The organism is Brachybacterium rhamnosum (genome assembly GCF_039526185.1).
Taxonomy (GTDB): domain Bacteria; phylum Actinomycetota; class Actinomycetes; order Actinomycetales; family Dermabacteraceae; genus Brachybacterium; species Brachybacterium rhamnosum.
Map to the genome: position 1 here is coordinate 328,734 of NZ_BAAAIS010000002.1, position 24,065 is coordinate 352,798.

At 74.5% G+C, this 24,065-nt stretch carries 23 protein-coding genes; 12 read left to right on the forward strand and 11 right to left on the reverse strand.

The window, feature by feature from the left end:
* Positions 1-32 precede the first annotated feature (32 nt).
* Genes ABD080_RS03415 through ABD080_RS03425 form a run of 3 tightly spaced genes read left to right on the forward strand, consistent with a single transcriptional unit; the run spans position 33 to position 5,529 of the window.
* Complete coding sequence (locus tag ABD080_RS03415; RefSeq protein WP_343903648.1) at positions 33-3,155, forward strand: DEAD/DEAH box helicase; 3,123 nt, start codon at positions 33-35, stop codon at positions 3,153-3,155.
* Positions 3,152-3,949: an SWIM zinc finger family protein gene (locus tag ABD080_RS03420; protein WP_343903649.1), complete on the forward strand. Its 798-nt coding sequence runs from the start codon at positions 3,152-3,154 to the stop codon at positions 3,947-3,949. The genes ABD080_RS03415 and ABD080_RS03420 overlap by 4 nt, the downstream gene beginning before the upstream one ends.
* Positions 3,946-5,529, forward strand: coding sequence for a serine hydrolase domain-containing protein (locus ABD080_RS03425; RefSeq protein WP_343903651.1), 1,584 nt, complete (start codon positions 3,946-3,948; stop codon positions 5,527-5,529). Before ABD080_RS03420 ends, ABD080_RS03425 begins: the two co-directional genes overlap by 4 nt.
* A gap of 34 nt (positions 5,530-5,563) precedes the next feature.
* Here the strand turns inward: ABD080_RS03425 and ABD080_RS03430 are convergent, their stop codons facing one another.
* Positions 5,564-6,766 (reverse strand): serine/threonine-protein kinase, encoded by a 1,203-nt coding sequence (locus tag ABD080_RS03430; protein ID WP_137769160.1) that lies wholly within the window; start codon positions 6,764-6,766, stop codon positions 5,564-5,566.
* A gap of 78 nt (positions 6,767-6,844) precedes the next feature.
* On the opposite strand from ABD080_RS03430, the gene ABD080_RS03435 reads away from it, so the two are divergent.
* Both ABD080_RS03435 and ABD080_RS03440 read left to right on the forward strand, forming a co-directional pair.
* Positions 6,845-7,105 carry a hypothetical protein gene (locus tag ABD080_RS03435; RefSeq protein WP_137769161.1) on the forward strand — a complete coding sequence of 87 codons (261 nt, stop codon included), beginning with the start codon at positions 6,845-6,847 and terminating at the stop codon, positions 7,103-7,105.
* Positions 7,106-7,261: 156 nt separating this feature from the next.
* Positions 7,262-8,500, forward strand: coding sequence for a phosphodiesterase (locus ABD080_RS03440; RefSeq protein ID WP_343903652.1), 1,239 nt, complete (start codon positions 7,262-7,264; stop codon positions 8,498-8,500).
* 4 nt (positions 8,501-8,504) lie between these two features.
* Here ABD080_RS03440 and ABD080_RS03445 read toward each other — a convergent pair whose 3' ends face one another.
* Genes ABD080_RS03445 through ABD080_RS03455 form a run of 3 tightly spaced genes read right to left on the reverse strand, consistent with a single transcriptional unit; the run spans position 8,505 to position 11,269 of the window.
* The gene (locus ABD080_RS03445; RefSeq protein WP_137769163.1) at positions 8,505-9,134 is read right to left on the reverse strand and encodes a hypothetical protein; all 630 of its coding nucleotides are present in this window, start codon (positions 9,132-9,134) and stop codon (positions 8,505-8,507) included.
* Between the two features lie 31 nt (positions 9,135-9,165).
* The gene (locus tag ABD080_RS03450) at positions 9,166-9,996 is read right to left on the reverse strand and encodes an alpha/beta hydrolase fold domain-containing protein (RefSeq protein WP_343903653.1); all 831 of its coding nucleotides are present in this window, start codon (positions 9,994-9,996) and stop codon (positions 9,166-9,168) included.
* A 46-nt stretch (positions 9,997-10,042) separates the two neighbouring features.
* Positions 10,043-11,269 carry an MFS transporter gene (locus ABD080_RS03455; RefSeq protein WP_343903654.1) on the reverse strand — a complete coding sequence of 409 codons (1,227 nt, stop codon included), beginning with the start codon at positions 11,267-11,269 and terminating at the stop codon, positions 10,043-10,045.
* A gap of 166 nt (positions 11,270-11,435) precedes the next feature.
* Between ABD080_RS03455 and ABD080_RS03460 the strand changes: the two genes are divergently transcribed.
* Positions 11,436-11,900: a DoxX family protein gene (locus ABD080_RS03460; protein ID WP_343903655.1), complete on the forward strand. Its 465-nt coding sequence runs from the start codon at positions 11,436-11,438 to the stop codon at positions 11,898-11,900.
* A 103-nt stretch (positions 11,901-12,003) separates the two neighbouring features.
* On the opposite strand, the gene ABD080_RS03465 is transcribed toward ABD080_RS03460, so the two are convergent.
* Both ABD080_RS03465 and ABD080_RS03470 read right to left on the reverse strand, forming a co-directional pair.
* On the reverse strand, positions 12,004-13,590 hold the full coding sequence (locus ABD080_RS03465; protein WP_343903656.1) for a solute symporter family protein: 1,587 nt from the start codon (positions 13,588-13,590) through the stop codon (positions 12,004-12,006).
* Position 13,591: 1 nt separating this feature from the next.
* Positions 13,592-13,948, reverse strand: coding sequence for a DUF485 domain-containing protein (locus tag ABD080_RS03470; protein ID WP_137769168.1), 357 nt, complete (start codon positions 13,946-13,948; stop codon positions 13,592-13,594).
* A 168-nt stretch (positions 13,949-14,116) separates the two neighbouring features.
* Between ABD080_RS03470 and ABD080_RS03475 the strand changes: the two genes are divergently transcribed.
* Positions 14,117-14,656 (forward strand): GNAT family N-acetyltransferase, encoded by a 540-nt coding sequence (locus ABD080_RS03475; RefSeq protein ID WP_343903657.1) that lies wholly within the window; start codon positions 14,117-14,119, stop codon positions 14,654-14,656.
* Between the two features lie 20 nt (positions 14,657-14,676).
* Here the strand turns inward: ABD080_RS03475 and ABD080_RS03480 are convergent, their stop codons facing one another.
* From ABD080_RS03480 to dnaB, 3 genes are all read right to left on the reverse strand, one after another.
* Positions 14,677-15,987 carry an RNA polymerase sigma factor gene (locus ABD080_RS03480; RefSeq protein WP_137769170.1) on the reverse strand — a complete coding sequence of 437 codons (1,311 nt, stop codon included), beginning with the start codon at positions 15,985-15,987 and terminating at the stop codon, positions 14,677-14,679.
* A complete protein-coding gene (locus ABD080_RS03485; protein ID WP_343903658.1) occupies positions 15,984-16,319 on the reverse strand; it encodes a YciI family protein in 336 nt (111 codons plus the stop codon). The genes ABD080_RS03480 and ABD080_RS03485 overlap by 4 nt, the downstream gene beginning before the upstream one ends.
* A gap of 92 nt (positions 16,320-16,411) precedes the next feature.
* The gene (gene dnaB / locus ABD080_RS03490; RefSeq protein WP_168197987.1) at positions 16,412-17,791 is read right to left on the reverse strand and encodes a replicative DNA helicase; all 1,380 of its coding nucleotides are present in this window, start codon (positions 17,789-17,791) and stop codon (positions 16,412-16,414) included.
* 195 nt (positions 17,792-17,986) lie between these two features.
* Between dnaB and ABD080_RS03495 the strand changes: the two genes are divergently transcribed.
* The gene (locus ABD080_RS03495; RefSeq protein ID WP_137769172.1) at positions 17,987-18,436 is read left to right on the forward strand and encodes a hypothetical protein; all 450 of its coding nucleotides are present in this window, start codon (positions 17,987-17,989) and stop codon (positions 18,434-18,436) included.
* Entirely contained in the window at positions 18,433-18,780 is a 348-nt protein-coding gene (locus ABD080_RS03500) for a helix-turn-helix transcriptional regulator (protein WP_137769173.1), read from the forward strand. The genes ABD080_RS03495 and ABD080_RS03500 overlap by 4 nt, the downstream gene beginning before the upstream one ends.
* A gap of 7 nt (positions 18,781-18,787) precedes the next feature.
* Here the strand turns inward: ABD080_RS03500 and ABD080_RS03505 are convergent, their stop codons facing one another.
* Together ABD080_RS03505 and ABD080_RS03510 are read right to left on the reverse strand one after the other, a co-directional pair.
* The gene (locus ABD080_RS03505; protein ID WP_343903659.1) at positions 18,788-19,921 is read right to left on the reverse strand and encodes a GtrA family protein; all 1,134 of its coding nucleotides are present in this window, start codon (positions 19,919-19,921) and stop codon (positions 18,788-18,790) included.
* Between the two features lie 4 nt (positions 19,922-19,925).
* Positions 19,926-20,936: a phosphodiester glycosidase family protein gene (locus ABD080_RS03510; protein ID WP_137769175.1), complete on the reverse strand. Its 1,011-nt coding sequence runs from the start codon at positions 20,934-20,936 to the stop codon at positions 19,926-19,928.
* Positions 20,937-21,179: 243 nt separating this feature from the next.
* On the opposite strand from ABD080_RS03510, the gene ABD080_RS03515 reads away from it, so the two are divergent.
* From ABD080_RS03515 to ABD080_RS03525, 3 genes are read left to right on the forward strand one after another with little or no spacing between them, the layout of a single operon-like run.
* Positions 21,180-21,833, forward strand: a complete 654-nt coding sequence (locus ABD080_RS03515; protein WP_137769176.1) for a DUF4956 domain-containing protein — start codon at positions 21,180-21,182, stop codon at positions 21,831-21,833.
* Positions 21,830-22,639: a VTC domain-containing protein gene (locus ABD080_RS03520; RefSeq protein WP_343903660.1), complete on the forward strand. Its 810-nt coding sequence runs from the start codon at positions 21,830-21,832 to the stop codon at positions 22,637-22,639. The genes ABD080_RS03515 and ABD080_RS03520 overlap by 4 nt, the downstream gene beginning before the upstream one ends.
* A 27-nt stretch (positions 22,640-22,666) precedes the next feature.
* The gene (locus tag ABD080_RS03525; RefSeq protein ID WP_137769178.1) at positions 22,667-24,055 is read left to right on the forward strand and encodes a carbohydrate-binding domain-containing protein; all 1,389 of its coding nucleotides are present in this window, start codon (positions 22,667-22,669) and stop codon (positions 24,053-24,055) included.
* The last annotated feature ends 10 nt before the right edge of the window (positions 24,056-24,065 follow it).

The window sequence follows — 24,065 nt, forward strand, 5'->3', positions numbered from 1 at the left end:
CGTCCGTCGGACCCGACGGCCATACTGCTGCGATGCCCTCCCGTCACCTGCACCTCGTCGTCGACGACGACCTGGGCCCCGCCCTGTGGGTGCGGGAGCAGACGGCGCCGGGCCGCGCCCGCGCCGCCGAGGACCTCACCGCGCTGCAGGAGACGGCCCCGGAGCCGCTCGCCGCGGCGCTCGCGGTGCTGCCCGATCGTCTGCGCCACCGGGTGCGGCTGCGCGGCCGCGCAGGAGCACCGGACCGCCGCGTGCCGGCCGCCGCGCTCACCGGCCCCGAGCTCGTGGGGCTCGTGGAGGCGGTGCGCGCCCTGCTCGAGGCGCGGTTCGGCGAGGACGCCCTCGAGAGGGTGAGCGCCCTCATCGCGCAGGGCACCCCGGTGCTGCTCGGCGAGGACGTCGCCGCCATGCCCGATCTCCAGGCGGCGACCGTGCTCGACGTCGAGGCCGCCCGGCTCGTGGCCCGCCGCGACCTGCGGATCCTCGGCACGGAGCGGCACGGCCTGGCGGGGCTGGTCTGGCGGGGACCGGACCCGGACCGGCCCCCGCTGCTCGACGCGCTCGTCGACGCCCGCGCCCGCGCCGCCTTCGCCGCGCATGTCGGGAGCGTAGGCGCCGAGGACAGGGACGGGGACGAGCAGGACCCGCTCGGCGTGCTGCCCGCGCTCACGGCCGACGGCGAGCTCGGCGGGGACCTGCCGGCGCAGCGGGCCGTCGCCGCCGCCCTCGAGGCGTTCCGCGACTCCGGCCGGGCGGTCGTGCTCGCCTCGACGGAAGACGAGCTCGTGGTGCGCCTGTTCGAGCCGGAGCCCGGCAGCACCGACTGGCTGCTGCAGACCTGCCTGCGCCAGGAGGACGGCACCGTGCACCCGGTGGACGCGCTGCGCGCCGTCGGCGGCCTCACCGCCGCGGGCGCCGCGGAGGCGGCCGCCGCGATCATGCAGCGCTCCCCCGTGGTGCGGGGCGCCCGCGTGGACACGACGGGGCTGGACTGGGTCCTCACGACCCCCGAGGTCTCCACCCTGCTCGCGGAGGACGCCGCCGCCCTCGAGCGGGCCGCCGTGACCGTGCTCCTCCCCCGCGGCTGGACCGCCCAGCGCACGACCGTGCGCGCTGAGCAGGCGGACGAGCCCGAGGACGCCCGGAAGAAGGGCTCCGGCGTGGGGATCGGGGCGATGGCGAGCTTCCGCTGGCGGGTCGCCGTCGGGGACACGGAGCTCACCGAGGAGGAGATGGAGGAGATCCGCGAGGCGCAGTCGGAGATCGTCCACCTGCGCGGGCAGTGGGTGCGGCTGGACACGACGACCCTGCGCGCCGCGGAGCGCTTCCTCGACGCCTTCGCCGCCCGCACGGGACAGCCGCGACGGCCGCGCACACCCGAGGAGCAGGCCGCCGCGGAGCGTCGCCGTGAGCAATGGCGGCGCGCGCAGGATGCCCGACGGCAGGGCGAGGCCGGAGGACCCGGGACACCCGAGCCGGAGCCGGAGCCGCGGCTCACCCCGGCGGAGTTCACGGGTGACACCACCTGGGCGGAGATCTTCTCCCTGCTGCTCTCCCCCGACGCCGCGGACATGGGCTTCGCCTACGACGCGATGACCTCGACGGGCGGCGAGGGCCTCGCGCGGCTCCTCCCCGGCGGCCGCGGTCCCGAGACGCTGCCCTCCCCCGCCACGCTGCAGGCGACGCTGCGGCCGTACCAGCAGGACGGCCTGGACTGGATGTGGGCGCTGGACCGGCTGGGCCTCGGCGGGATCCTCGCCGACGACATGGGCCTCGGCAAGACGATGCAGGTGCTCTCCCTGCTGTGCCGCGAGCGCGAGCAGGGTGACGACTCACCGGCGCCGGGGCCGACGTTGCTCGTGTGCCCCATGTCCGTCGTCGGCGCCTGGCAGCGGGAGGCCGCGCGCTTCGCCCCGCAGTTGCGGGTGCACGTCCACCACGGGGGCGCGCGGCTGCGCGACGCCGGCTTCGCGCAGCTCGCGAGGCGGCACGACGTGGTCCTCACGACCTACTCGCTGCTCGCCCGGGACCTTGAGCTGCTGCGCTCCGTGCCCTGGCACAGGATCGTGCTGGACGAGGCGCAGCACGTGAAGAACCCGGGCACGCAGGTCACGCGCGCCGCCCGCAGCCTGCAGGCCCCGCACCGGCTCGCGATGACGGGCACCCCGGTCGAGAACCGGCTCGGGGACCTGCACTCGCTCATGGAGGTCGTGAACCCGCGCCTGCTGGGCAGCGCCGTGCAGTTCGCCGAGCGCATCGCCGACCCGATCGAGGAGGAGGGGGACGAGGGGGCGCTCGCACGGCTGAAGTTCGTCACCTCGCCCTTCGTGCTGCGACGGGTCAAGACGGACCGCTCGATCATCGAGGACCTCCCGGAGAAGACCGAGCTCACCCGGGTCGTGAACCTGACCCCCGAGCAGGCCGGGCTCTACGAGGCGATCGTCGAGGAGCTCATGGCCTCGGTCGACGGCGCCGCCGAGAACCAGCGCCGCGCGCTCGTGGTCTCGACGCTCACCCGCCTCAAGCAGGTCTGCAACCATCCCGCGCACTACCTCGGCGACGGCTCCGCGCTCGTGCGCGGCGGCGCGCACCGCTCGGGGAAGCTCGAGCTCGTCGACGACCTGCTCGAGAACGCCTTCGCGGACGGCGAGAAGGTCCTGCTGTTCACGCAGTTCACGCAGTTCGGGCACCTGCTCGCCCCGTACTGGGAGGAGCGCTTCGCGGGCTACGGGATCGACGTGCCCTTCCTCCACGGCGGCGTCGCCAAGCCGGACCGGGACGCGATGGTCGCGCGCTTCCAGGAGCGCACGGACGAGCCGGGGCTCATGCTGCTGAGCCTGCGCGCGGGCGGCACGGGGCTCACCCTCACGGCCGCGAACCACGTCGTGCACCTGGACCGCTGGTGGAACCCGGCGGTCGAGAACCAGGCGACGGACCGCGCCTTCCGGATCGGGCAGCGCCGCGACGTCACGGTGCACAAGCTCGTCTCCGCGGGGACCGTCGAGGAGCGGATCGACGGGGTCCTCGCGGACAAGCAGCAGCTCGCGGATCTCACGATCGCCCCCGGGGAGGACTGGATCGCCTCCCTCGACGACGCGGCCCTGCGCGACCTGCTGAGCCTGGACGCGGCCGACTCCTGGGAGGGCGACGGATGAGCATCACGCTGCGGTCACGGCGCGGCGCGATCGGGAAGGGCTGGCACGCCGTCGCCCTCCGCACCGCCGCGGAGCTGCTGCTGGGCCCGGGCCGGGCGAGCGGCGGCCGGGCCGACGCCCGCGCGGGCCGCGTGCAGTGGCTGGACCTGTCCCCCGGCCGGGCCCGCGGCGCGGTGCTCGGCGCCGACGGCGAGGTCCACGAGGCGCAGCTCGACCTCGCGCCGCTGGTCGGGGCGGACCGCGCGGTGGTGCTGCGCATCGCCCGCGCGCACCCGGAGCTGCCGGCGCGGCTCGCGAGCGGCACGTACCCCGAGGAGATCGAGCGGGAGCTCGCCCGCGAGGAGGTCTCGCTGCTGCCGCGCGGCGCCTCCGAGCTCTCCCACGACTGCTCGTGCCTCGACTGGCCGGGCCCGTGCCGGCACGTCGCGGCGCTCGTCTACGTGCTCGTGGAGTCCGTGGACGAGGACCCGACGGGCCTGCTGACCCTGCGCGGCCTGTCCCTCGGCGACCTGATGGCGCCGCGGGACGAGGCTCCGGCGGGCGGCGTCCCCTCCGGCGCAGGGGCCGACGACCCGGAGGATGCGTCGGAGGCGGAGCCGGGCTCCCCGGGCGCCGGGGGCGAGGGCACTCCGGGGCAGGGCGCCGTGGATCCGCGGCGCCTGGACCCGGCGCCGCTCGCCGCCGTGATCGGCGAGCCCCCGGCGGCGCTGCTCGCGAGCTTCTTCGCGGCCGCCGAGCTCGAGGACGGCGAGCCCGAGGGCACCACTCCGGATCCCCCTACAGTGGAGCCATGACCTCCCCGAACGTCGCGCCCGACCCCTCCGCCGCAGGAAGCACCGTCCCCGAGGAGGCGCTCCGCGAGATCACCGCGCTCTTCGAGGAGGCCGTCGCGACGCACCGCACTGCGGGGATCACCTGGGCCGTGATCGGGGGTCACGCGCACACCGACGCCGTGCTCGCCCACGGGGCCGCGGGGCACCGGGCGCTCGAGGCGGGCAGCCCGGCCGCGGGCTCCTCCCCGATGGACCGCTCGACGGTCTCCCGCATCGCCTCGATGACGAAGTCCTTCACCGCGGCGACCGTGCTCGCGCTGCGCGACGAGGGCCGCCTGCGCCTGGACGACCCGGTCTCTGTGCACGTCCCCGAGGCGGCGGGCGCCTTCGAGCAGGAGCCGGACGACCCGGAGGTCACCCTGCGCCACCTGCTCACGATGAGCGCGGGCCTGGTCACGGACAACCCCTGGGGCGACCGGCAGGAGGCGATGACCCGGGAGCGCTTCGCAGAGGTGCTGGCCGGGGGCCTCGGCCACGTGCACGCGGCGGGCACCGGCTTCGAGTACTCCAACACCGGGTACGCCCTGCTGGGCCGCGTGATCGACGAGGTCACCGGGACCCCCTACGCCGAGGAGATCCGGCGCCGCTTCCTCGGGCCGCTCGGGCTCGACGCGACGGGGTGGTCCGCCGCGGAGGTCGACGTCGCCCATCTCGCCACCGGGCACCGCCTCGCGGACCGCACCGATGCCACCCGCTTCGAGCAGGTGCCGCTCGACTCCCCCGGCGTGTACGGCGCGATGGCCGGCCTGTTCTCGACCGTGGACGACGTCGCCGCCTGGGCGCGCTTCCTCGCCGCGGCCGACGCCCCCGCAGTAGCCCCCGCCGCGGGCGAGCACGCGGGGCTGCTCTCGATCGCCTCCCGCCGGGAGATGCAGCAGGGCCACCGGCTCCAGCCGTGGGCCGCCCTGCCCGCCGGGGAGGACGGCCGCTCCCCCGGTTTCGACCGGGTGCGCGCCTACGGCATGGGCCTCGTCGTCGAGACCTTCCCGGACCTCGGCGAGGTCATCTCCCATTCGGGCGGCTACCCCGGCTACGGCTCGTTCATGGTGTGGCACCGCGACAGCGGCGTCGGCATGGTGGCCCTCGCGAACAGCAAGTACGCCCCCGCGACCCCGCTGTCGATGGAGGCGCTGCGGATCCTGCGCCGCCACAGCCCCGCCCTGCTCGCGCGCCGCGCCCCGCAGGCCGCTCCGCGCGCCCTCGAGGCGGCGGCCGGCGCCCTGGAGTGGCTGCGCACCGACGACCCGGCCCTCGTGGAGGCGTGGTTCGCGGACTCGATGCTGCTGGACGTTCCGCTCGTCGAGCGCCGTCGTCGGCTCGACGCCTCCCTCGCCGCGGCCGGGCTCACGGCCGCGGACCTCGAGACGCTGACCCCGGGTTCGGCGCGGGCTCTGAGCCGCGCCCACCTGCGCTGGCGCCTCGCGGGCCGCGGGGACGGCGTGCCGGGGACCGCTCCGGTGGACGTGCAGGTGGACCTGCTGCTGGACCCGCGCCGGGAGGCGCTGCTGCAGGCGCTCGACGTCACCGCCGTCGCGCGGTGAGGGGCGTCAGAAGACAGGGTTCAGAAGACAGGGTTCAGAACACCGACAGCAGCACCGCGGCGACGATCGCGCCGAGCACGAGGGCGGAGCCGCCGCCGATCCCGATCGCCATGTAGGTGCCGGTGCGGTCCGCGGGCCGCTGGCCGGTCCCCGTGCCGGTGGCGCCCGTCCCCGTGTAGCCGGTCCCGGCCCACTGCTGGCCGGTCTGCGGGGAGCCGACCCCCGGCGACGGCACCCCCGGGGAGTGCTGGGCCCGGCCCTGCGGAGCGGGAGCGGCGGAGGCCGTCGTCGGCACGTACCCCTGCTGCACCCGGCCCGCGCGGATCGCCTCGAGGGACGGCGCGGCGGCGGACTGCGCGGGCCGCTCGGGGCGAGCGACGCCGGGGGCGTTCTCCGGCATCGGTGCGAGGGTGTCGTCGAAGCGCAGCGGGGTGCCGTCGGCGAGGGTGAGCGGGTATCCCGAGGGCACGCGCGGCAGGTCGCGGCGCACGGCCTCGGCGTCCTGGTAGCGCTGGTCCGGCTGCGCGGCGAGCAGCCCGCGGATCACGGCGGAGAGCTTGGGGGTCACGCCGCGCAGGTGCTGGTCGAGCTCCTCCGGGCGGAAGGCGCCGTCGTGCAGCTTGAGCGGCCCGTTGAGCGCGACGAGCGCGACCACCCCCGCCGCGTAGAGGTCGTGGGAGGGGGTGGGCTCGGCCATCGAGAACAGCTCGGGCGCCATGTAGCCGGGGGTGCCGTTGACCATGCCGACGTGCGTGAAGCGGACGTCGGACTCGTGCACGGCGATGCCGAAGTCCGCGAGCCGGGCATGGGGCCTCGCGGCGCCGCGGGCCTCGAACATGATGTTCGCAGGCTTCACGTCGCGGTGGATCCAGCCCTCGCGGTGCACGTGCGCGAGGCCGTCGAGGAGCTGGTCGAGGATGACGACGACGGCGGGCTCGGAGAGCTTCCCGCGGCGCTTGACGACCGATTCGAGGGTCCCGCCGCTCACGAGCGGCATGGCGATGACGACGTGCTCGTCCTCCGCGCCCCAGCCGTAGGGGGTGAGCAGGTGCGGGTGGTCGAAGCTGACGCCCTTCTCGCGCACGAAGCGCATGAGGTCCGCCGAGTCGCGCTGGCGCAGCACCTTCGCCGCGCACACCGCCTGCGCCTTGGCGTCCCAGGCGCGCCACACCGACCCGGAACCGCCGGTGGCGATCAGGTCGATGAGCGCGAACCGCCCCACGATCACATCTGCCATAAGGGGGCCAGCATATCGGCGGCGTCGCCCCGGCGTTATCCTGGCCGCTCCGGTGTGGACGCAGGAGGAGGGGATCCGATGGGCGGCGACGGCCTCGCAGGCTTCCTGGACCCCGTGGCCTTCTCCTGGATGATCCTGCTGCTCCTGCTGCTGGGGACCCTCCTGCTCACGATCGGCTCCGCGGTCTGGATGCTGCTGCAGCCCGACGAGCCCGAGCTCGACACGACCCCGCTCGTGGACGACGCCGTGCGCCGGGACCGGGAGGCTGCCGCGCTGATGCGCCGCCGCCTCGACGCGGACGCCGGCCGCACCGACACCACGGCGCCCGAGCTGCGCTGAGGCCCGTCGCCCGACGCCCAGGGTGAGGGCATCCGCCCGCTCCGCACCTCGTGTTCACCCCCGCGCCCCTCCCTGCTCATCCGGTCCTCGCACCGCGGAAATCCCCGCTCCCTAGCGTGCTCCGCACAGGCGCCGGCGGACGGGGGAGGGATGGCGATGAGGTCAGGACGCACCCTTCTCCTCGCGGTGGACGGTCTCGCCCCGGAGGACGCCGCGCCGCTGCGCGAGGCCGCCCGCGTGCCGGCCACGGCCGGGGAGCTGACCGTCCGCCCCGGCGGACCCTCCGAGCCGGCCCCCGCGCTCGCCTCCGTGCTCACGGGGACGACGGTCGCCCGCACCCGTGTCGCCTCGGAGATGCCCTTCCTCCCGGGCGCCCCGGGAGTCGTCTCCGCCTGGTACGCCTCCGCGCTCACGGCCCCCACCCTGCTCGACGCCGCCGAGGGCGAGGGCGCCGTGACCGCCGCCCTGCAGTGGCCCGCGACGGCCGGCGCCGGCGTGTCCCTCTGCCTCCCGCTCGTGGAGGACGTGCGCCATTACCAGAACCGCTGGGAGATGGCGGAGTCCACGAGCTCGCCGCGCATGGTCGCCGAGCACCTCGCGCCGCGCCGCGAGGCCGGGGTGCAGCTCTCGCAGGTCCCCCCGGACGCCCTCGTCGCCGAGATCGCGGCGGAGGTGCTCACCCGCTCCCCCGTCGGCCTCGCGGCCGTGCGGCTCACGGGCCTCGCCCGCGCGCGCCGGGAGGACGGGATCGGCTCCCCCGCCGTGCGCCGCGCCCTCGCGGACCTGCTCGACGCGGTCGCCCAGATCGCCGCGGCCTTCGGGGCGGGGCCCGACGATCGCACCGTCCTGGTCCCGGGGCGCCCGCTCGTGCCGACGGTGCTGCTCGTGCACCCGAACACGGCGCTCGCCGCCCGCGGCCTGATCCGCACGGACGGCCCGCGGCTCGCGTCCTTCCGCGCCCTGGTCTGGCCCGACGGCCCGCGCGGGGCGCTGCACGTGCGGCGCGAGGAGGGGGAGGCGGTGCGCCGCCTGGCCCTCGACGTGCTCGGCGAGCTCGCCGAGCACCATCACCTCACGCTGCGCGAGGTCGACGACGGGGTGGGCGCCACGGGGCAGACCGACGTCATCGCGGTGCTCGAGGGGGCGCCGGGGACCGTCGTGGGCCTGTCCCCCACGAACCGGCCGCTCGTGGACGGGGACGATCCGTACTACGCGGGGCCGCGCGCGGTGACCGACCCCTCCGCGGTCTCGACGGCGCTGCTCGCGGGGCCGGGCCTGCCCACCTCGCCCGTCGAGGGGAGCTGGGCGGATCTCGGGGCGACCCTCGCCGCCGCGCTCGACCTCCCGCTGCCCGCCGCGACGGGCCGGGCGCTGCGCTCCCCCGCGCCGGCCTGAGGGCTCAGCGCTCGCGCAGTCGGGCCCAGAGGCGGGGGAGCAGCCCGGGCTCCGGCGGGCGAAGGCGGTCGCGGAGCTCGTCGAGAGCGGGCGCGTCGTAGGCGATGTGGTGGGCGCCGTCGTGCACCGCGGGATGCGGCGGAAAGGCGTCGGCCTCCTGCGGCGTGACCTCGATGCCGAGGCCCAGCGCCACGCGCCGTTCGCCGTCGGCGTCGAGGACGACCTCGAGGGAGTCGGCCCCTGCGCCGCCGGGCAGGTGGAGCTCCGCGTCGACGTCGGCCTGCAGGCGGTCCATCGCCGCGGTGAGGCGCTCGGCGAGGTCCGGCTCCGCGAGCACCCGCTCGCGCAGCGGGATGACCACGAGGTTGCCGCCGACGTCGGTGATCGCGTCCGCGACGTGGTGGGTGCCGCGGCGCTCCCCGTGCTCGTGCAGCGCGAGGCGCTGGATCACGAGGCGAAGGGTGCCCTCCGGCGCGACGGTGCCGAGGAGCGCGGCGAGCGCGGCCGTCGCCGGGGAGCTGCCGTCCCAGGGGACGGTGGTGCCGATCTCGAGGGGGTCGACGGTCGCCTCCGGTGCGGAGGCCTCGTCCGGGGCGTCGATCTCATCCGGATCAGGTGGGAAGGTGCTGGCCACGGCCCCATCCTACCGAGCGGTCGGGCCGTTCTCAGTGCGCGTCCGCGGTCGCGGGACGGGCACCCACGGCGGCGCGCACGGCCGCGATCTGGGAACGCCAGGCGCGCTGCGCGGCGACGCCCGGTCGCACGATCGGGAAGCCGTCGCCGTGGCCGGGCTCCTCATGGAGCACGGCCTCGCCGCCCGCGGCGGCGATCCGCTCGACGAGCGCGCGGGAGTCCGGGGCGAGCAGGTCGTCCCCGCCCACGGCGAGGTGCACGGGCGGGAGCCCCTCGAGATCACCGCGCAGCGGGCTGATCCGCGGGTCCTCGCGGTCCGCGCCGTCGGCGTACATCCGCGCGGCCTGCCGGTGCTCGCCGTCGAGGCGGTGCTCCGCGGTGAGGTCCGCCCAGGGGACGGAGAGCAGCAGCAGGGACGGCTCGGTCACGCCGAGCGTGGCGAGCTGGGCCTGCACGCCGAGGGCGAGGCCGGCGCCGGCCTCGTCGCCGGAGAGCACCCAGCGCCCGGCGGGGAGCAGCGCGGCGCGGTCCAGGGCGTGGAGGGCGTGGAGCACGTCCTCGTCCGCCCGAGGGAAGGGGTGCCGCGGAGCGAGCGAGTAGTGGATCATCGCGGCGGCGACGTCGGCCCGCCGGGCGACCTCCTCGAGCCAGGTCCAGTGCTCTGTGCGCTCGCCGCGCAGGTAGCTCCCGCCGTGCAGGTGCACGATCACGCCCCGCGCGGCCTTCTGCTCGTCGATCCAGGTCACGGGGACGTGTCCGTGGCGGCGCCGGCGCACGCGGTCGCGGCTCGCGACCGATCGCGGGGGCGTGGTCGGGGACTGGGTGGCGAGGATCCTCAGGGCGCCAAGCGTGCCGATGCTCATGGGAGGAATCCTCGCACGAGACCCTCCCGGAGGGCAGGGACCTGCGTCAGGCGCCGTCGGCCGGGGTCGCGCGGAGGGCGAGGTCGTCGTCCACGGTGCCGGGCCGCGCGGCGACGAACCCGGCGACGCCGAGCACGACGCCGGTCAGGGCGAGGAAGGAGAGCACCGCGGGGATCGAGCCGGTCGCGTCGAGCAGGCCGCCGGCGACCAGCGGGCCGACGGCCGCGAGGACGTAGCCGAGCGGCTGCGCGATCCCCGAGAGCCGGGCGGTCACGGCGACGGCGCAGGTGCGCGCGGGGATGAGCGCGATCGCGGTCGGGAAGGCGAGACCGGCGATGCCGAGCACCGTCGCCCAGACGAAGGGGCTCACCTGCGGGAGGAGCATGAGCCCCACGTAGCCGGCGGCGGTGAGCACGCCGTAGCCCGCGCAGATCCAGGGCAGGCGGCGGGAGCGGGAGACGAGGGTCGGGACGATCAGACCGCCGACGATGCCGAAGGCGCTCAGCACGCCGACGACGACCCCGGCGGTCGCGGGCGAGGTGCCCTCCGAGGTGAGGATCTGCGGGAGCATGCCGAACTGGCAGTAGGCGTTGAGCGACTGCATGCCGAACATGACGGTGAGCGCGATCGCGCGCGGCGAGCGCAGGATGCGGCCCTGCACCTGCCCCTCGGGCGGGGGCGGCGGGAAGTCGTGGCCGGTGCGCGTGAGCACGACGGCCCAGACGAGCACGGGCGCGACCCCGATGAGCCCCCACAGCGGGAGGGAGTGGCGCCAGCCGTCGGCCTCACCGCCCGCGAGGGGCACGGCGAGCATCGCGGCGGCCGTGGCGCCGCTCGCGAGGACGACGGAGTAGAGGGTCATGAGGCCCACCACGCGGGTACCGCCGTGCTGCTTGATCCAGGCGGGCAGCAGCACGTTGCCGAGGGCGGGGCCCAGCAGGGCGACCACGGAGAGCAGCACGAACAGGCCGAAGCCGTCGACCGTGGGCCGCAGCAGCAGGCCGAGGGCGACGAGCACGAAGGAGGCGAGCACGGTGCCGGTGAGGCCGAGCACCCGCGCGACCGGCACGGCGAGCGAGCCGACGATGCCGAAGGTGAGGCAGGGCAGGGCCGTGAGCAGGCCGGAGGCGACGGCGCCCTGTCCGTAGTCCGCGACGATCTCCGACATGAGAGGGCCCACGGAGGTCGCCCCGGGGCGGAGGTTCAGGGCGAGGAGCCCGACGGCGATCACGGCCAGCAGGGGGCCGACGGCGCGACGGGAGGAGGGGGTCACCCGTCCCTTCTACACCCCGTGGGCACGCCGTGGTGGAGGCGTCCGCTTCGCGGGGGTGCGTCCGGTCCCCGCTGTGATCCGCGCCGCGCCGCGCGGACGACTCCCCAGGATTGGTTGCCTTTTCATCTATCGTGGCCGCTCCGCACTCCCCTCCGGAAGGACGACCATGTCTTCGCACGCCGCCCGTTCCACGACCTCCCACCTGGGTCTCCTGATCGCCCGCCTCGTGCTCGGCGTCATCTTCCTGCTCCACGGCTACCAGAAGGTGGTCCAGTGGGGCTTCCCCGCGGTCACCGACGCCTTCGCCGGCATGGGCGCGCCGATGCCGGGGATCACCGGCCCCGTCGTCGCCGTGCTCGAGCTCGTGGGCGGCGCCCTGCTGATCCTGGGCCTGCTCACGCGCGTGGCCGGCGTGCTGCTCGCGATCGACATGGTGGGCGCCGTCGTGCTCGTCCATGCGCAGAACGGCGTGTTCGTCGACGCGGGCGGCTGGGAGCTCGTGGGCGCGCTCGGCGCCGGGGCGCTCGCCCTCGCCGCCGCCGGCCCGGGCCGCTTCGCCCTCGACGCGCTGGGCGGCGGCTCCCGCCGTCGGCGCTTCGCGGCCCGCTCCTCCGCGACCGCGGAGGCCTGAGCGGTCACCGCGGCGGCCCGCGCAGCCGGACCGCAGAGGACCGTCGGCCCCGCCCCCTCGGGGGACGGGGCCGACGTCGTCGTGCGGACGGCGGGAGGGCCGCTCAGTGGTCGACGGCGGCCTTCTCGGAGCCCGCGCCGGTGAGCGAGCGGACCTCCATCTCCGCCTGCTTCAGCTCGTCGCCCGGCCCGGAGGTGATCGAGCCGAGCCAGCCGAGGAGGAAGCCGAGCGGGACCGAGACGATCGCCGGGTTCGTCAGCGGGAACCAGGCGAAGTCCACGCCCGGGAACATGGCCTTCTCGCCGCCGGAGACCACCGGGGAGAAGAGGATCAGCACGACCGCGCTGATGAGGCCGCCGTAGATGCTCCACAGCGAGCCGCGGGTCGAGAACCGCTTCCAGTACAGGGAATACAGGATCGAGGGCAGGTTCGCACTCGCCGCGACCGCGAAGGCGAGGGAGACGAGGAAGGCGACGTTCTGCTCCGCGGCGAGCACGCCGCCCACGATCGAGATCGCCGCGATGACGACGGCCGCCGTGCGGGCGACCTTCACCTCGCGCGCCGGATCCGCCTCGCCGCGCTTGAGCACGCCGTTGTAGATGTCGTGCGCGAAGGAGGCGGAGGCGGTGATCGTGAGGCCCGCGACCACCGCGAGGATCGTCGCGAAGGCGACCGCGGAGATGATCGCGAGCAGCACCGAGCCGCCGAGGGCGTAGGCGAGGGCGGGGGCCGCCGAGTTCGAGCCGCCGGGCAGCGAGCCGATGACGTCCACGCCCACCATCGAGGCGGCCGCGAAGCCCAGCACGAGGGTGCACAGGTAGAAGAAGCCGATGAGGGCGATCGCCCAGGTCACCGAGCGGCGCGCCTCCTTCGCGGTGGGCACCGTGTAGAAGCGCATGAGCACGTGCGGGAGCCCGGCGGCGCCGAACACGAGCGCGATCGCGAGGGAGACGAAGCCGAGCTTGCTCGATCCGGTCTCGCCGTACTGGAGCATCGGGTCGAGGATCTTCGTGCCGTCCGGGTGGGCCTCGACGGCCCGCTCGAGCACGGTCGAGAAGTTGAAGCCGTTCAGCGCGAGGATCCAGACGGTCGTCACGCCCACCGCGCAGATGAGCAGGACGGCCTTGATGATCTGCACCCAGGTGGTGCCCTTCATCCCTCCGATCAGCACGTAGGCGATCATCACGATGCCCACGACGACGATCACGGCGCTCTGCCCCACCCGGCCGTCGATGCCGAGCAGCAGGGAGACGAGCGCGCCCGCGCCGGCCATCTGCGCGAGCAGGTAGAAGAAGGTCACGGCGAGGGTCGAGCTCGCGGCGGCGGTGCGCACGGGCCGCTGGCGCATGCGGAAGGACAGGACGTCGGCCATCGTGAACTTGCCGGTGTTGCGCAGCGGCTCGGCGACGAGCAGCAGCGCGACGAGCCAGGCGACGAGGAAGCCGACGGAGTAGAGCAGGCCGTCGTAGCCGTAGAGGGCGACGGAGCCGACGATCCCGAGGAAGGACGCGGCGGAGAGGTAGTCGCCGGCGATGGCGATGCCGTTCTGGCGCCCGGAGAAGCTGCGGCCGCCGTGATAGAAGTCCGCGGCGCTCGTGTTCTGCCGGGAGACCCGGATGACGACCGCGAGGGTGACCACGACGAAGGCGAGGAAGATCGCGATGTTGAGGACGGGGTTGCCGACGTCCATGTCAGTCCTCCCCCTCGATCTCGACGCGCAGCCGCTCCGCGAGCGGGTCGAGCTTCCGGTTGGCGTGGCGGATGTACAGCCAGGTGATGAGGAAGGTCATGACGAACTGGCTGATGCCGAGCAGGATGCCGAGGTTCACGTGGCCGATCACGGGGATCGCCATGAGCCCCTCCGCGTACGTGGACAGCAGCACGTAGGCGAGGTACCAGACCAGGAAGGCGGCGGTCATGGGGAAGGCGAAGCTGCGGAAGGAGGTGCGCAGCTCGCGGAAGTCCGCGGAGTCCTGCACCTCCCGGTAGCGCTCCGGGGAGGGTTCGGGGGCCGGGCCGTGGGGAGGCACGGGCGTCGATGACGTCATCGCGGGCACAACTCCTTCGTTCTGCGCGGGTCCGAGGTGAGGAGTCCTCGGACGGCACCGAACCTAGCAGGCGTGATGCCGGTCACGCGGGAGGGTGTGGACCGCGGCGGCGCCCGGGGACGCCCGCGGGCTAGCCTGCTCCTCTCCCCGTTCCCGAAGGACCCCTCCATGACCAGCACCGACCCCGGCACGACCGCCGCCCCGCGTCCCCTGATCCGCGCCGCGCGCACGGAGGACCTCGCGGGCGTCGGCGGGATCCGCGAGCACGCGATCCGCACCTCGACCGGGCTGTGGACGGACGAGCTGCCCACCCCCGCCCAGCTCGAGGCGTGGTTCCGCGAGCACCTCGAGCGCGGGGCGATGCTCGTCGCGGTCGATCCCGCCCTCGAGGGACCGGAGGCCGTGCTCGGCTACGCCTCCTACGGTCCGCTCGTGCCGAAGAACGGCTACCGCTTCACCGCGGAGAACTCCGTGTACCTGCGGCCCGAGGCCCAGGGCCGCGGGCTGGGCACGGCCCTGCTCGGGGCGCTGCTGGACCTGTGCCGCGAGCACGGCATGCACTCCGTGGTCGCGCTCGTCGAGGCGGGGAACACCGCCTCGATCCGGCTCCACGAGCGCTTCGGCTTCGTCGAGGCGGGGCGCCTCGTCGAGGCGGGCTGGAAGTTCGACCGCTGGTGGGACCTGGTGCACCTGCAGCTGCGGCTCTGAGCTCGCCCACCACGACCGACTCACGGGAGCGGACTCGGGCCTGCCCCTCGCCTGAGCAGCGCGTCCTCCGCGGCGTTGCCCGGGCAGCGCAGCGCCTCCTGCGTCGCGGCGGCGGACTCCTCCTCGCGCCCCGCCACCCGCAGCAGCTCGGCGCGGGCCACGTGGAAGGGACGGTAGTCGGCGAGGTCCTCCGCGACCCCGTCGAGCTCCGCGAGGAGCAGGGTGGGATCGTCGCCGCGGCGGGCGCGGGCGACGGTGCGGTTCAGCTGCACCATCGGCCCCGGCCAGTGCCGCAGCAGGTGGTCGTAGAGCTCGACGACCTCGTCCCCGTCGACGTCCTCGGCGCGCTCGGGCACGCAGCGGGCGGCCGCGATCGCGCCCTGCAGCAGGTAGGGGCCGCGGTGCCCGCCGCGCAGGGCGTCGAGGACGAGCTCGTCCGCCCGGTCCACGGCAGAGCGGTCCCAGCGCGTGCGGTCCTGCGCGTCGAGCGGGACCGGCAGCCCCTCCGCGTCGGTGCGGGTCCCGGCGCGGGCCTGCACGAGCAGCGCCTGGGCGAGGAGGCCGTGCACCTCGCCCTGCCCGGGCAGGAGGCGCTTCAGCAGCTCGAGCAGCCGCACCGCCTCCCCCACGAGGTCCGGGCGGTCGTGCCGCTCCCCGGCGGGGGCGGTGTGACCGGCGGCGAGCACGAGGGAGATCGCGTCGAGGACCGCGGTGAGGCGGCCGGGAAGCTCCTCCGGCTCGGGGACGCGGCAGGGGATGCCGCTGAGCGCGATGCGCCGCTTCGCCCGGGTGAGGCGGGCGCCCATCGTCGGCACGGGCACGAGGAACGCCGCCGCGATCTCCTCGGTGCTCAGGCCCAGCACGAGACGCAGCACGAGCGCCACGCGGGACTCGGGGGCGAGGGCGGGGTGCGCGCACAGGAACAGCAGGCGCAGCCGCTCGTCGCGGACCACGACCTCGGACTCGTCGATCACGCGGGGGTCGCCGTCGGACGTGCCCCCGTCGGCCGCGCCGCCGTCGGCCCCTCCCCCGGTGTCCCAGAGCAGCAGCGGGAGCTTGCGCCGGAGGGTCTGCTCGCGGCGGCGGGCGTCGAGCGCGCGGCGCCGGGCGGTGACGGTGAGCCAGGCGCCGGGCCGCTCGGGCACCCCGTCCCGCGCCCACTGCTCGAGGGCCTGGGCGAAGGCCTCCGCGGTGGCGTCCTCGGCGAGGTCGAGGTCCCGCACGGCGCCGGCCGTCGCCGCGAGCACCGCGGCCCAGTGGTCGCGGTGCGCCGCGGCGACGGCACGGTCGACGGCGGCCCGATCGGCGGGCGCGCCCGTCGGCCCCCTCATGCGGTCATGGGCCGCACCTCGACGCCGCCGCCCTGGTGGAGGATCGGGTTGCGGCGCGCCACGGCGATCGCCGCGTCGAGGTCCGGGACGTCGAGCACGTAGAAGCCGACGACCGTCTCCTTCGCCTCGAGGTAGGGGCCGTCGACGAGGCCGCCGGCGCGGATGGAGGTGGTCGCGGTGTGCGCCGCGAGCGGGCTGCCGAAGGTCATGACGCCCTCGGCGACCATCTCCCGGGCGTAGGTGTCGTGCTCGGCGAGCTCGGCGGCGAGCTGCGCCTCGTCCGTGGTGCGCCGATCCTCCGGGTGGTACATGAAGACGGTGTAGCGGGGCATGGCGGGATCCTTCCCTCGGTCCGGCGCCTCTCGCCGGCTCTCACCCTGTCGTCGCACAGCCTCCCCCGGATCGACAGCCCTGTCAGGCCGGATCAGCCGCTGAAGCCGCCCCCGCCACCGGGCATGTCCTTGAAGCGCGAGTAGTGGCCCTCGAAGGCGACCGGGATGGTGGCGGTCGCGCCGTTGCGGTGCTTGGCGACGATGAGGTCCGCCTCGCCGGCGCGGGAGGACTCCTTCTCGTAGTAGTCCTCGCGGTGGATGAGGAGGATGAGGTCGGCGTCCTGCTCGATCGAGCCGGACTCGCGCAGGTCGCTCATCATCGGCTTCTTGTCCTGTCGCTGCTCGCTGCCACGGTTCAGCTGCGAGATCGCGATGACGGGGACCTCGATCTCCTTCGCGAGCAGCTTGAGCGCACGGGAGAACTCCGAGACCTCCTGCTGGCGGGACTCGACCTTCTTGCCCGAGCTCATGAGCTGCAGGTAGTCGATGACGACGAGGGAGAGGTCGTGCTTCTGCTTCAGGCGCCGGCACTTCGCGCGGATCTCCATGAGCGACATGTTCGCGGAGTCGTCCATGAACAGCGGGGCGTCGGCGATGCGGCTCATGGCGCGGGCCATGGCCTGCCAGTCGCGGTCGTCCATGGAGCCGTCGCGCATGCGGTTCATCGGCACCTGCGCCTCGGCGGAGAGCAGACGCATCGTGATCTCGGTCTTGTCCATCTCGAGGGAGAAGATGACGCTGGACTTGCCGTTGTGGATCGAGGCGGAGCGCAGCACGTCCATGCCGAGCGTCGTCTTGCCCATCGCGGGGCGGCCGGCGAAGATGATCAGCTGGCCGCCGTGGAGGCCCTGGGTGAGGTCGTCGAACTCGGCGAAGCCGGTGGGCACGCCGGTGACCTGGCCGCCGCGGTTCTGGGTCGCCTCGATCTGGTTGAGGGTCTCGTCGATGACCTCGCCGAGCGGCACGAAGTCCTCGCTCTGGCCGCGCTCGGTGACGGCGTAGACCTGCGCCTGCGCCTCGTTGATGACCTCCTCGACCTCGCCGCCGTCGGTCGCGTAGCCGAGCTGGACGATGCGGGTGCCGGCCTCGACGAGGCGGCGCAGGGTGGCCCGCTCGACGACGATCTCGGCGTAGTAGCCGGCGTTCGCCGCGGTGGGGACCATGTCGATGAGGTCCGCGAGGTAGGCGCCGCCGCCCACGCGCTGCAGCTCGCCGCGCTTGGAGAGCTCGTCGGAGACGGTGACGAGGTCCGCCGGTTCGCCGCGGCCGTAGAGGTCGATGATCGCCTCGAAGATCAGCTCGTGCGCGGGGCGGTAGAAGTCGTTGCCGCGCACCGTCTCGACGACGTCGGCGATCGCGTCCTTGGACAGCATCATGCCGCCCAGCACGCCGCGCTCGGCGTTGAGGTCCTGGGGCGGGGTGCGCTCCAGGCCGCGATCGGGACCGGCTTCGAAGGCTTCTGCTGTCGTCACCGGACCAGTGTAGGAACCCGGGCGGATCCTCGGGCCCCAGGGGGCGGCCGATGGGGGTGATGTGCGTCTGGGGAGGAAGGACCACGGTCGACGATGCCCGCATCGCCCCTTGAAGCCGGGCAGTGCACCGGAGGTACAGTGCTGACACGCATTGGACCACTGGTACACATCCCATGCACCGGATCGGAGACGACCATGAGCTCGGACGCGACCACGACCACGCGGGCCCACGCGAGCCTGCTGCCCTTCGCCCTCGCCCTGATCGCCGCGAACGCGGCGGTGCACGTGATCCTCGTGCTCGCGGGCAACCGGATCACCGTCCTCACCACGCTCCCCCTCCTCGCCGTCGCGATCGGCACGGCGATCTACCTGCTCACGAGCGGCCGCGCGCTGGGCCGGGTGCGCTACGGGCGCTTCGTCGCGCACGCGCTCTGCTACGCGACCGTCAACGTCGGCTACCTCCTGCACGCCTACCTGCTGATCGGCCTCGGCTCCCCCGCGATCGCCGGGAGCGGCAGCGGCACGGCGATCGATCCGACGTGGCTCGGCGCCTCCCTCGGCATGGCCGGCCTCTGGGGCCTGGGCCTGATCCTCCACGGCGTCGGCGCCGTGCTGGACCGCGGCTTCGAGGCGCCGCGCCGATGACCGGCGCGGCGGGCCTCGGCCCCGAGGACGCCGAATGGGCGGGAGAGCTCGCGCGCTCCTGGGTCGAGGTCTACAAGAAGTCGGCGACCACGCTCGCGCTGCTGCGCCTGATCGACGCGCACGGCCCGCTCCCCGCGGCGGGCCTCGCCCCGCTCTTCGAGGAGACGACGGGCTGGACCCTCACCGAGCGCGGGCTCTACCGCACGCTGCGGCGGCTCGCGGAGTCCGGGGTGCTCGCCATGGAGCGGGTCGACGTGGCCCGCACGGGTGCGAAGCGGCAGGACTTCTCGCTCACCGCCGTCGGCCGCGACTACCTCGAGCGGATCGAGCGCGAGCTCGTCTGAGGCGCCCTCACCCGTGCTCCCGCCGCCGGAACACGATCAGCTTCTGGACCACATAGCTGAGCGCGAACAGCAGCAGGTCGGAGGTGATCTTCGCGGCCACGAGCGGCATGCCGAGCGCGGTGAGGGCGCCGACGATCGCGACGCCGCCCGCGAGCACGACCGCGGCGAGCGCGACGTAGCCACTCAGCGCGCGGCGCAGCGGGGCGCGGCGGCCGGAGCGGAACACGAGGTGGCGGTTGATCGCGAAATTCGCGCCGCCGCTGACCACCCGGGCGAGGGTCATGCCGAGCCAGACGGGCGCCCCGAGCGCGACGGCGCCGAGAAGCAGCCCCGTGTCGATCGCGAAGGCGGCGAGGCCGCTGCCCGCGAAGGTGAGGACGGGGGCGAGCACGCGCAGGGAGTCCCGCAGCGGGCGGAAGTGGCTCGTCGCGTTCTCGTCGACGTACACGGTCGCGATCGGCAGCTGCCGCAGGGTGATCCCCTGGCGGGCGGCGGCGACGAGCATCGTGTACTCGTACTCGTAGCGGTCCCCGGGCACGGTCCCGGCCCAGTCGAGCAGGGTCGCGGGGATGCCGCGCAGGCCCGTCTGGGTGTCGCCCAGGCGCACCCCGGAGACGGCCTCGAACAGGCGGGCGCTCACGGCGTTGCCGAACCACGAGCGCAGCGGCACCTCGCCGCGGGCGAAGGAGCGCACGCCGAGCACGATCCCCCCGGGGCCGGTGGCCGTGCGCGGGGCGTCGAGCGCCTCGATCACGCGGAGCACGTCGGCCAGGGTGTGCTGCCCGTCGGCGTCCGCGGTGACGACGCCGCGACCGGGCAGCTCGGACTGCACGAGGGTGAAGGCGGCGCGGAGGGCCGCCCCCTTGCCGCGGTTCACGGGCAGGTGCAGGACGCGCGCGCCGAGCACCTCGCACACGTCGAAGGTGACGGCGTGGTCGGGGCCGGAGCCGTCGTCCACGACCACGGACTCGACGCCGTGGGCGGCGAGCGCGGCGACGAGCTCGACGAGCTCCGGGCCGGGCTCGAGCGCCGGGATGACGACGACCGCGGAGGGCGTCGTCGGGGCGTCGGGGCGGGACGGGGCCGGCGCGGGGGCCGTGCGGGAGGTCGCGGTGGGTCGCTTCTGGAACTGGATGGTCATGTCGTCACCCCGCCACGTAGAGGATGTCGCTGGTGGCGCGCTCGCCACCGTTGCTGGGCTGGTTGAGGATCGCGCCGTCGACGATCATGACGCTCGAGCCGCCTCCGTCGAGGTTGTAGCCGGTGGTGCAGCCGAGTCCGGCGAGGATCTCGCCGAGCTCCGGCAGGCCCACGCCGCGCGAGTAGCCCTCGCTGCGGCCGTCGACCACGAGGAACACCAGGTGGTTGTCGCCGATCACGCCGATCGCGGTGCGCGGCTGCTCGCCCTGGATCGAGTGGTTGCCGACGTTGGTGTCGATCTCGATGTCCTCGACGCCGTCCGGCACGGCGCCGTCGACGAGGACGGCCGGGCCGAAGCTGAGGGTCTGCCAGACGCCGGCGTCGAGCAGCTCCTGGGCGCTCGTGGCGGTCTCGTCGTAGACCTCGACGTGGCCGTCGGCGTAGAAGGCGAGGCCGTCGCGGGCGGGCTCGTCGCGGTAGATGACGCCGTTGCGGATCTCGATGCCGGTGTCGCGGAAGCCGTAGTAGTCGCCGTTGATGGCGAGCACGGCGTCGTGGTCCGAGGCCATGGTGCTGGGATTGTCGGTGATGTTCTGGCCGAACTCGTCCTGCGCGAAGGCGGAGCGGATGATGCTCGCGTCGTCCACCTCGATCTCCGCCGCGTACCAGGCGAGGGCCTCGGAGCCGGTGCCGGTCGCGGTGGAGGTGAGCGTGATCGTCGTGGTCGAGGAGGTGTAGCCGGTCTCGGTGTACGCGCCGTCGGTCGCGAGGGCGGCAGTGGTCGCGGAGGTGCCGGCGGCCTCCTCCGCGGCGGAGACGCTCGAGACCTCGACCTTCTCCCGCAGGAAGCGGTCGTAGGCCCAGGCGGCGGAGCCGCCGGTGCCGGCGAGCACCGCCACGCCGCCGCCGATCAGGGCGCGGCGGGTGACGGTGCGGCGGCGGGTGCGGGTCGTGGTGGTCGACCCGCCCGTCGGGGGCGGGGTGGGAGGGCTGGCGGGGTCCGGTGGAGTTCTCATGCCCTGGAGATTCCGCCGCGTGCCTATGCGGCGGTGCCCACGGATGCTGTGCCGTGCCTGTGCGTGCCCGCCGACCGCTCCACGCCGGCGCCCGCCACGCGTTCCCGCAGGTCAACGGCTCGGAGTAGGTCGAGGTCACCCGCTGTTCATCTCTCATACAGGTACGACAGGGCGGTCATAGGAGATCCATAGGCAGGCCCCGGAGGGTTGCTCCCATCAACCCCCGACCCCGAGGAGCCCCCGATGTCCGCCTACCTCCTGTACGCACTCGACCTCGCGGCCGTGCTGACGCTGACCTTCGGCGTGTACTGGCCGCGCCACCGCCGCCGCGACCTCGTCGTCGCCTTCCTCGGGATCAACGTGGGCGTGCTCGCCGTCGCCGCGCTGCTCGCCGGATCCGCAGTCTCCGCGGGCCTGGGCCTGGGCCTGTTCGGCGTCCTCTCGATCATCCGCCTGCGCTCCGACGAGCTCGCCCAGCACGAGATCGCCTACTACTTCGCAGTGCTCGCCCTGGGCCTCGTCGCCGGGCTCTCCACCACACCCTCGGTCCTCGCGGTCGTGTTCATGGTGCTCATCGTCGCGACGATGGCGATCGTGGACCACCCGGCGCTGCTGGGCAGCCACCGCCGCCAGCTGATCATGGTGGACCGCGCGATCGCCGACGAGCCCACCCTCCGCGCCCACCTCGAGGAGATGCTCGGGGCCGACGTCACCGCCCTCACCGTGCAGCGCCTCGACACCGTGGCCGACACGACCCTCGTGGACGTCCGCTACCGGGTGCGCCCGGGCCGCCGCTCCGCCGGGCACCTGGCCCCGTCGGCCGATCGACTCACCGCCCCCGCCGAGGAGCCCGCGCTCGCCGCCCGCACCGCCGAGGCCCCGGTGATGGCGCGATGACCGCCCTGGACACCCTGCCCGCGGTGGGCCTCGAGGAGATCACCGAGCGCGCCGCCCTCATGACCCGCGTGGACCGCAAGTACCTCGTCCCGCGCGCGGAGGTCGACGGGCTGCTCGCCGGCTCCCCCGCCGAGCTGCGGGCCCTCGAGATCGACGGCCGACGCCGCCAGGCCTACCTCTCCCTCTACTACGACACCGAGGACCTCGCCGCCTACCGGGCGGCGGCCACGGGCCGACGTCGCCGCTGGAAGGTGCGCCGACGGGTGTACGTGGACTCGGGCGCCTCGTTCCTCGAGGTGAAGACCCGCACCGGCCGCGGGGAGTCCTCGAAGCTCCGGATCGCCCTCCCGGCGGAGACGGACGGGGCCGTCACCGGGATCGCGGCGTCGGACCCGCTCACCGATCCGCTCGCGGGACCTGCGCTCGACTTCGTGCTCGAGACCCTCGCGGAGGCCGGCTGCGCCACCCCGGAGGGACCGCTCGTCCCGGTGCTCGCCACCACCTACGACCGCTCCACCGTGCTGCTCGCGGAGGAGGACGCCCGGCTCACCCTCGACGACGCGCTCGTCTGGACCGGCCCCGGCGGCGACGCCCGCCGGCTCGCGGACCAGGTCGTCGTCGAGACGAAGGCCGGCACCCGCCCCAGCAGCGTCGACCGGGCGCTGTGGCGGGCCGGCCACCGCCCGCAGCGCCTCTCGAAGTACGCGACGGGACTAGCCCTGCTGGACCCCGAGCTCCCCGCCAACCGCTGGCACCGCACGGTGTCGCGGCTCGACACCGCGCAGCACCTCCACACCGCCGCCTGACCCCATCACTCCCGGAAGGACCCCGCCATGACCTCCACGACCCCTCGCCGCCGCGGCCTCCGCCGCCTCACCACCGCCGCCGTCGCCGGCGCCGCGACCCTCGCCCTCGCCGCCTGCGGCGCCGCGACCGCCATCACGGGCGCGGACTCCTCGAGCGAATCGACCACCTCCACGAGCAGCAGCTCGTCCGCCGTCGCCACCACGGCCTCGGACGAGGGCCGCACCAACGACCTGCTCTCGAGCCTCGACCTCACGAGCCTCGACACCCATTACGACGAGGACGACCTCACCTGGGACTCCTCCGGGGAGCAGGCGATCACGCTCTCCGACTCGGGCTCCACCTCGGACTCCGACGGGGTCACCGTGGACGGCTCGACCGTCACGATCACCGAGGGCGGCGTGTACCGGGTCTCCGGGACGCTCTCCGACGGCCAGCTCGTCGTCGCCGCGCCGGACGACGAGACCGTCACGATCATCATGGACGGCGTCTCGATCACGAACAGCTCCGGCACCGGCATCGCCGTGACCAGCGCCGACGAGGTCACCCTGTCCCTCGAGGAGGGCACCGAGAACTCCGTCGAGGACGGCTCCGGCTACGAGGTCTCCGACGACTCCACGCCCGTCGCGGCGATCGCCTCCGCCTCCGACCTCACGATCGCGGGCAGCGGCTCGCTCACCGTCACCGGCAACACGAACGACGGCATCTCCACCAAGGACGGCGTCGTCATCGCGAGCGGCACCGTCACCGTGAACGCGGCGGACGACGCCGTGCGCGGCAAGGACTACGTCTCGATCCTCGACGGCACCCTCGACCTCACGAGCGGCGGCGACGCCATCAAGTCCGACAACTACGAGGACGAGGACCGCGGCTGGGTGCTCATCAGCGCCGGCGACATCACGATCGACTCCGGCGACGACGGCATCGACGCGGAGCAGGCGGTCGAGGTCCTCGACGGGACGCTCACCATCTCGCAGTCGGTCGAGGGCATCGAGGCGCAGGACGTGATGCTCGTGGGCGGCACCACCTCGATTACGGCCTCCGACGACGGCGTGAACGCGACCGCCGCGAACACCGCCGACTCGACCGACGGCACCACCGCGGACTCGGGCGAGACCGGCGGCCCCGGCGGCGGCGGTGGCGGCGAGGAGGACGACGGCTCGTGGCTGTCGGTCTCCGGCGGCACCCTCACGATCGACGCGGGCTTCGACGGCCTCGACTCCAACGGCTCGATCTCGCTGACCGGCGGCACGCTCGACATCACGAGCGCCGACAACGGCGGCGACTCCCCCGTCGACGCGAACGGCGACATCACCTTCGACGGCGCGACCCTCACCGCGAACGGCACCGAGATCACCTCTGCGGACGATCTCAGCTCCGGCGGCATGGGCGGCATGGGCGGCGGTCCGCAGGGCTGATCCGCAGGAT